General features: G+C 41.8%; 6 protein-coding genes. 1 reads left to right on the top strand and 5 read right to left on the bottom strand.

Features of this window, described 5'->3' with window-relative positions; all coding sequences use genetic code 11:
- Positions 1-79: 79 nt before the first annotated feature.
- On the bottom strand, positions 80-928 hold the full coding sequence (locus QUA88_RS09630) for a mechanosensitive ion channel family protein (RefSeq protein ID WP_333058160.1): 849 nt from the start codon (positions 926-928) through the stop codon (positions 80-82).
- A 211-nt stretch (positions 929-1,139) separates the two neighbouring features.
- Complete coding sequence (alr, locus tag QUA88_RS09625; RefSeq protein ID WP_333260111.1) at positions 1,140-2,342, bottom strand: alanine racemase; 1,203 nt, start codon at positions 2,340-2,342, stop codon at positions 1,140-1,142.
- A 253-nt stretch (positions 2,343-2,595) separates the two neighbouring features.
- Here alr and QUA88_RS09620 point away from each other — a divergent pair, with 253 nt between their 5' ends.
- Positions 2,596-4,176 carry a peptidoglycan-binding protein gene (locus QUA88_RS09620; protein WP_333271407.1) on the top strand — a complete coding sequence of 527 codons (1,581 nt, stop codon included), beginning with the start codon at positions 2,596-2,598 and terminating at the stop codon, positions 4,174-4,176.
- A 149-nt stretch (positions 4,177-4,325) separates the two neighbouring features.
- Here the strand turns inward: QUA88_RS09620 and QUA88_RS09615 are convergent, their stop codons facing one another.
- The 3 genes from QUA88_RS09615 to QUA88_RS09605 form a co-directional block, all read right to left on the bottom strand.
- Positions 4,326-5,699, bottom strand: coding sequence for a hypothetical protein (locus QUA88_RS09615; protein ID WP_333207801.1), 1,374 nt, complete (start codon positions 5,697-5,699; stop codon positions 4,326-4,328).
- 52 nt (positions 5,700-5,751) lie between these two features.
- Positions 5,752-6,390 (bottom strand): alpha-ketoglutarate-dependent dioxygenase AlkB, encoded by a 639-nt coding sequence (locus QUA88_RS09610; RefSeq protein WP_333207800.1) that lies wholly within the window; start codon positions 6,388-6,390, stop codon positions 5,752-5,754.
- Positions 6,391-6,689: 299 nt separating this feature from the next.
- Complete coding sequence (locus QUA88_RS09605) at positions 6,690-7,724, bottom strand: S-layer homology domain-containing protein (protein WP_333058155.1); 1,035 nt, start codon at positions 7,722-7,724, stop codon at positions 6,690-6,692.
- Positions 7,725-7,742: the final 18 nt, after the last annotated feature.

Genomic DNA, 7,742 nt, shown 5'->3' with positions numbered 1-7,742 from the left:
TGCTTTCATTAGCTTTGATTACATAATGATATTTCATTATTATTGATTGTACCTCATAACAGCGAAAACCGCTGTATATCTATTGTTCTTGATTTTTGTCGGCATCCATTGCCTCTTTGACGTATTGTTGAACTTGCGATCGCACTTGTTCGTAGGCCACCGACGCGCACCAAGGTCGGAGAGATAAAATAGTTGTATCGGGAGTAATCTCGACCACCAAACAAGTCGGGGGCGGATTCTCCAACACCAGCGGGTGAGAGTGGGCAATTTCTAATAACTCAGCTACAGTTGGACGAATTGGCCGATCGCCAATATCAATCTTCAAGTCTACTCGCCTCGTTCCCATTGCCGTTGTATTTTTCAGTGTACCGTTAAACAACTGATTGTTCGGGACAATAATTTTTATGCGATCGTCTGTCACCACCGTTGTTGAAAAAATCCCGATGCTGTCCACCACTCCCTTAACATCCCCAGCTTCAATCCCATCCCCGACTTCAAAGGGCCGCAAACTAATCAACATTACCCCAGCAGCAAAGTGCGACAAAGTATTTTGCCACGCCAAACCAATGGCCAAACCCGCCGCACCCACCACCGCAACCACACTGGTAGTTTGAATTCCCAACTGACTCAAAGCGGCGACTACTCCCACTACCAAAATCGTAATCTCAGCAGCTTGAACTAAGAATTTCCGCAGCGTGGCTTCGGTGCGACTCAGTGCTCGGCGAGTCACGCGGCCCGCAAAGTTGATAGCAAATCGCGTAATTAACAAAATGCCGATCGCCCACAGCAGTTGAGGTACAATTTTAAACCCCAATTCCACGAATCTTTTCGAGAATTCTTGGGCTACTTCCAAGGCTTGTGTTCTTTCTGCATTTAGCTGAGAATAGAAGGTTTGGGCTATTGGTAAAAACGTCTGAATAACTGTCATGTTAATTGGGAATTGGGAATTAGAAATTGAGAATTGCAGTCTCAGTCTTCTGCATAAGTCGGAGAGTCCGACAGGGGTTGAAAACCCCTGTCTCATAGCGGAAGTCCTCTAGAAGAGGACTAAAGTCGATAATTTTATCCTTCAAACTCTTGAGTCGGTTTCAACCGACTTTTGCTATGAGGCAGGGGTTTAAACCCCTGCCGGACTATTGTTAATAGTGTACCGCTACGCGGGGCAATCGGTGTTTAAAACCGCAGAGAATTTCCCACGAAATAGTTCCTAAAGTCGCGGCCCAATCGTCAGCACTAATGTGATATTCCCCATCTTTGCCCAAAATAGTCACCACTTCACCGACTTCTAAATCGGGAATATCAGTTACATCCAGCATTAACTGATCCATCGTCACCGCGCCCACTTGCCGCACGAACTGACCCCTGACTAAAACCTGCATTTTATTAGAAAGATTGCGGGGAATACCATCTGCATAGCCGATACCAATTACGGCAATCTGTGTCTGCCGCTCAGCTATAAATTGATAGCCGTAACTGACGCCGGTTCCTGCTTCAATTGTTTTCACCTGCGTTACTCTAGCTTTTACCTGCATTGCGGGCTTCAAATTGGATCTCGACTGCAAGTGAGGAGCTGGATAAAGACCGTAGGTAGCTAAACCGACTCGCACTAAATCGTAGTGCAAATCCGGGTCAGCGAGGGCGGCAGCAGAGTTTGCCAAGTGGAGGCGAGGGGGGTTAATTCCTGCTATTTTAATTTGCTCGATCGCCTGTTGAAACCGCTGGTGTTGCTCTCTCATAACTGTGGGGTCGGGACTGTCTGCAGTCGCCAAGTGAGAGTAAATACTGGCTAATTTTAAATTGGGCAACCGCTTGACTAATTGCACAAATTCTGTTGCTTCTTGCCAGGACGTACCCAAGCGAGACATTCCCGTATCTAACTTAGCGTGAACTGGCAAAGATTGGTTAATGCCTGCGAGAACTTCCGAAAAAATTAAGGCTTGTTTGGCAGTACAAATAGTGGGCTGCAAGTGCCAATGGGCGATCGCCTTTACCTGTGGGGCTGTATGGGTTGCCCCCAACAACAAAATCGGCGCTTCTATCCCAGCTTCTCGCAATTCTATTCCTTCGGGAATTGTCGCCACTCCCAGCCAACTAGCACCTGCTTGCAATGCTGTTTGACTGACTGCAACAGCACCATGCCCGTAGGCATCCGCTTTCACAACTGCCATCAGTTGTGTGTGAGGAGATAAGAGCTTTTTAAGCTGTTTTACATTGTGAGTTAAAGCTGCTAAATCGATTTCTACCCAAGCCCGCTGGCATAGTCCCCCGTAACCGTCCCCCAGCAACGTCTGGCGGGATTCTTTTGTCGTTGATTCTGCGGTTGTTTGTTCCCCACTCCACATTGTCGATCGCTCCTACTTGCTTACACCATTAAAAACTGCTCTCAAAACTGCTAGGATATTTTACCCTAAGTTTGATTATAAGATTTTTCCTTTAATCAATGTTATACAAGTTTGAAAAAAGAATGCAACGGTCGGCAAGCTGCAAACCCATATTCCATAAGTCATTCCCCATCTAAAATCTAAAATCTAAAATCTAAAATCTAAAATGGTATTAACTGGTGTATCATAGCACCAAAAATACCCGGTAAAAACTATGGACGGACTAGCCTACCTACATTTAGCTAAAACTTGGGAAACGGCTGCGAGTCAAACTCGATCGACCACCTCAAAAATGCACCTAAAGTTAGCCTCTACTCCTTTACTTTTCTTTACGATCGCTCTCACAATTTTCAATGTAGTCAATCCCGCACTCGCCATCAAAAAAGGTGATTCAGGCCCGGAAGTAGCCCAACTTCAGAAAACTCTACAAAACGCCGGCTATTTTCGCGGTAAGGCTACAGGATTTTACGGTTCTATCACCCAGGCTGCTGTGAAAAAGTTTCAAGCAGAGAACAACCTGAAAGTTGACGGAATAGTCGGCCCTAAAACTTTGTCAGCGCTGAAAGGTAAGCCGGAAGAGGCGAGTATTGAAGCTGCGGAAAAAATCGCGCCAAATGTCGATCAACCTTCGCCATCTCCTACCGCCACAGAAAACCGCAACGAACTCGAAGATAAAACTAAAACTCAGCCCCCAGAACCTCTATTTCAAGAACCCTCTCTGCCACCTTTTAAAACTGAAAATTCCGAAGATATAAAAAGTGAATCACCAACCACAAGGCTAGTAAATCCTCCCGACAACACTCAAGGAAAAATGACCTTGAAAAAAACAATTTACGGCAACATCTCGCCAAAATCAATAGTTTATTCGGGAGATGGCTTGTTTTTTGCTCAAAACATGATGTACCGTCACACCATCACAGTTTACGACAGGAACTTTAAATTAGTCAAGACTATTCCCGATACAGTAAACTTGTCGAAGTTCGGATTTTCTAAATTCAAAGGCAATTATAAAGGCTCTCCCGTAGAAGCCGCTTTTTCAACCGATGGAAAATATGCCTACGTCTCCAACTACAAAATGTACGGTTCGGGGTTTAGCAATCCGGGAACCGACAGGTGTTCTCCAGCCGCAAAACACGACCAAAGTTTTCTGTACCGCATCAATACCCAAACGTTAAAAATAGAAAAGGTAATTCCTGTAGGTGCAGTGCCGAAATTCAATGCTGTTTCGCCTGACAATCGCTTCGCCCTCGCTAGCAATTGGTGCAGTTGGGATTTGAGCATAGTTGATATCAATAAAAACATCGAAATCGAGCGGGTAAAACTGGGTGCCTATCCTCGCGGTATTGTTGTTACTCCCGACTCAAAAAATGCCTATGTTGCCATCATGGGTTCTTCCGACATTGCGAAAGTCAATCTCATAGACTTTTCGGTAGAATGGCTGAGAAATATTGGCAATGCGCCGCGTCATTTGACGATCGATCCCAACGGAAAGTATCTTTATGCCACTTTAAATGGTGAAGGAAATGTGGCCAAAATTGACCTACAAACTGGTAAAGTGGTGGACAAAGTTTCGACAGGAAGAGCACCTCGCAGCATGACAATTTCCGATCAGGGAAAACTGCTTTATGTGGTGAACTATTTCTCGAATACTGTTAGCAAAGTTAGGACTAGCGATATGAAAGTGCTGCAAACAGTGAAGGTTAATTCAAGCCCAATCGGCATTACCTACGATCCAGAAACTAATCAGGTTTGGGTAGCTTGCTATTCAGGCAGTATTATGGTGTTTCAAGATTAATTTAACTTGTTTCTATGTTCACTCAAGCGTGGACTAAGAAAGAAGGACTAAAGTCCTTACTACAAACTGGTTCGGAGTGAGAACTTTAGTCCTCAAAATTAAGGCGGTAGCAAACGTAATGATGCCTTTGCAACCGAATTTCATATCAATTACAAAGCTTTTAGATTAATTTTGTGCAAACTTATAAAAAGACAATCGATATCTTTACTACGAGGTACTAACTTATCTTTTCCAGTTAAGAGATGTTGTGTGATTAGTGGTGGAATGGGAAAGCAAGCTTTAATTTTAGTATCTTTAGCTTCAGGGCAATAAATTTCAAAATCATCTCGATTACTTACTTGTTCTTTCAATCGATCGATTATGGTGGTGTTTTGGTTATAGTTACATAAATCAATAATTATTATTACACCACCTACAGGTATTTCATTAAGCAAAAAATTGAGATTTGTTTGAACTGTAGATATATTATAAATTTCATTTAGACAATTTTGAAAAATGAACATTTGGCTTTTTTGAATTGTTGTTTTGATTGAGTAAAGAGAATTAGATTCGCATAAATCTAGGTAATTACTATTTAGCTTTAAATCTCCGGACCAGTATTCCGGTATCACAAATTTTTCGGTAATATTTCTGCTTAAAGTCCATTCCTCAGAAGCAATATCATATACATTAACAGTTAATCTTTTAATGTTTTGATACTTATCTGATAAGTATTTACTTAAGCCTACGATTTCTGGACATGGCCCTGCACCAAATAAGCATACTTCTAGCGTTTCGTTTGTTAGATTTTTCAATAAATTTTGAGCGTGTATCATTTCTAATATTTGAAAATTCATGTACGCATAATGGGGATAATAACGCATCAAATAAACTGCTTGAATTGACGGCTCCGAATAATTTACTTTAACCTGATTCGATCTATAAGAATACCACAATGCTTCTGCGGGTTTTTGTAATGATTGTAAATAGTTTTCAAAGGTTCCCTGGTGGTTTTTGTGATAAAAGTATGTCGAATTTTCTAATCCATCTAAAATGCAATTGTACAATATTGTCTTTGTTGTCTTTTTGATTGGTTTTGCTACTTCAGTTTTAACAGGAATTTTAGGTTTAATTTTTATGTCTTGATTTTTATGCTTAGCAATTACATTGTGCAGACTTTTTCGCTGTAGATTGAGAGATTTAACTTCTTCTTTAAGCCGCTCGACTTCAATCGCAATTGAGTTGTATTCTGCTTCAATCGTGGCTTTTGATTTAGTGTTGCTATCAATTGCCTGTACAAGTTTTATTCTTTTATTTTTCAGGCTTAAAATCTGATTTTCAATGCTTTTTAAATTTTCGGCATGGCTGCGGATATTTTCAAGTTCTCGGTCAGATTTTTTGCTTAAAACGAAGGCACTACTAAGGGTGCTAATTGTCGCTATACCACCTATGACAGCACTTTTATGAAGATTTTTTTCTACTGCTATACCCAAACAAAAAGCAATACTAAAGCTTAAGGTTCCTAATAAAAGTAGATTTTTCATAACTCAATTAACCCTGATTTGATAGCAGCGCTGAAATTTTATTTTCTTTATTTTAAACGGGTTTGATGATTCTAAAAGTTAGATTTATTCTTGGTTCCACAAATTTAGAAGTTTTAGGAATTTGATGTTGCCAGCAATGCTGGGTTTCACCTTTCATCAACAGCAAACTACCATTGAGCAAATTTATATCAATTTTGTAGTCTTTTGAAATTTTATGCTTTAAGGAAAATCGGCGAGTTGCCCCAAAGCTAATTGAGGCTATAATCGGATTTTTTCCTAATTCTGGCTCGTCATCGCTATGCCAGGAAACGCTATCTTTACCATCACGATATAGATTGAGAAGCACGCTATTAAAAGTAACTTTTGATATCTCTTCAGCTTTTGATTTAATTAATTTGAGTGTGGGAGTCCAAGGATCGGGATGCTGTTCGATGCCGGAATATGTATATGATTTGCCTTCATCTCCATACCAACCTGTAAGTCTGGGTAAAGGTATCTTTTTTCCATAAAAATGAATAATATCCTGTTTCCAGTTAATACTAGAATATAAATCTGAAAAAAGACGATCGCTTTCTTCGATGCTAAAAAAATTGGGATAGAAGAGCACTTCTCCATCAGTATCAATAACTACTGTTTCTTGAATATCGCTGCTATCGAGCTGATTATCCCCAAGTCTTATCTGATGATACATAATAATTGCCTCAAATCGAATCAATGAGTGTGGAATGATGATTTGACATGATTCCTGTGATTTTAACATCGATCTCAACTGCCCGCAAACCCAAGAAACCGGGTTTTTGGCTGATTCTGTCAGCTATGAGGAAGTATTGTCGCAAAAAACCCGGTTTCTGACGGCTCGCAAGCCCAAGAAACCGGGTTTTTGGCTGATTCTGTCAGCTATGAGGAAGTATTGTCGCAAAAAACCCGGTTTCTGACTACCCGCAAGCCCAAGTCAGACTCATAGAAAAAAGAAGGGCTTCATTCCTCTAATTAAAGCCGCACAACATACTCAGAAGCCTTTGCAGGTACTTGGCCTTTTTTTGCCATAGCTTGGTAAATCATGGCTGCTACTTCAGCGCGAGTTGCTGTTCTATTAGGCTGCAAAAGTGCGCGCTTCGGGTGGTTGACAACAATGCCAGCTTCTGTGGCTGATGCTACTTTGTTAACTGCCCATTTCGGCACTTTTTTCCTGTCTGTATAAACTTGTAAAGTTTTGGTTGTTTTTGTTGATGGTTTCAGGCTCAAACCGCTGGCTAAAGCTGCGATGACTTCGACACGGGGAATATTTTTGTCGGGACGGAACTCATTGTTTGGGTATCCTTTAAGATATCCAGTTGTGACGGTGTGGTCGATCGCCGGAGCTACAGGACTTTTGTCTTTTACGTCTTTAAAATCAATCGGTTTTCGGATCGGCTTTTTGTCGTCGGACATTCGCTGAATTAAGCGCGCTAGTTCGGCTCGCGTCATCGGTTCGTCGGGACGAAATTTGCTGTCGGTGAAATCAGTAAAGATTTTGCGATCGACTAAAGCGACAATGAACGGACGCGCCCAATATTTGTCGGGAACATCGGATAATATAACAGGCCCAACTTTGGGTTTATCGGCTTTGGGTTTATCGGCTTTGGGTTTATCGGCTTTCGGTTTGGTAATTGCTGGATCGGGAGTCGATCGCGCAATTGGCTTCGGAGGAACAACGATTACACCCACCGGAGGAGTTGCCGGTAAAATCGGCCCTAAAGGTGCCACAGGTGCGACATCTGGTTTTGACGGAAGGGGGGTTGTCGCGGGCGATCGCAAATCCGAACTTGGCGATTCTGGCGTTAATATTCCCGGAGTCGCGGGAGTAACAGCAGGCTGAGAGAAAACGGCTGGAAATTGCCAATTTCTGGCATTCAATCGATCGGGATTTTTACCTGTTACCCAAAATAAAATTGCTCCCATTGTGCCGAAGGCAACCAAGATAGCAATCAATTCATCCAATCCTAGAGGATTTCTTTCCCCTGACGGGGGTTGTGAAGAAGACATATTGTCACCTACATACTA

Origin of the sequence: Microcoleus sp. D3_18_C2, from assembly GCF_036702395.1 — a bacterium.
Classification (GTDB): domain Bacteria; phylum Cyanobacteriota; class Cyanobacteriia; order Cyanobacteriales; family Microcoleaceae; genus Microcoleus.
This window is presented reverse-complemented; position numbering and strand designations above follow the sequence as displayed.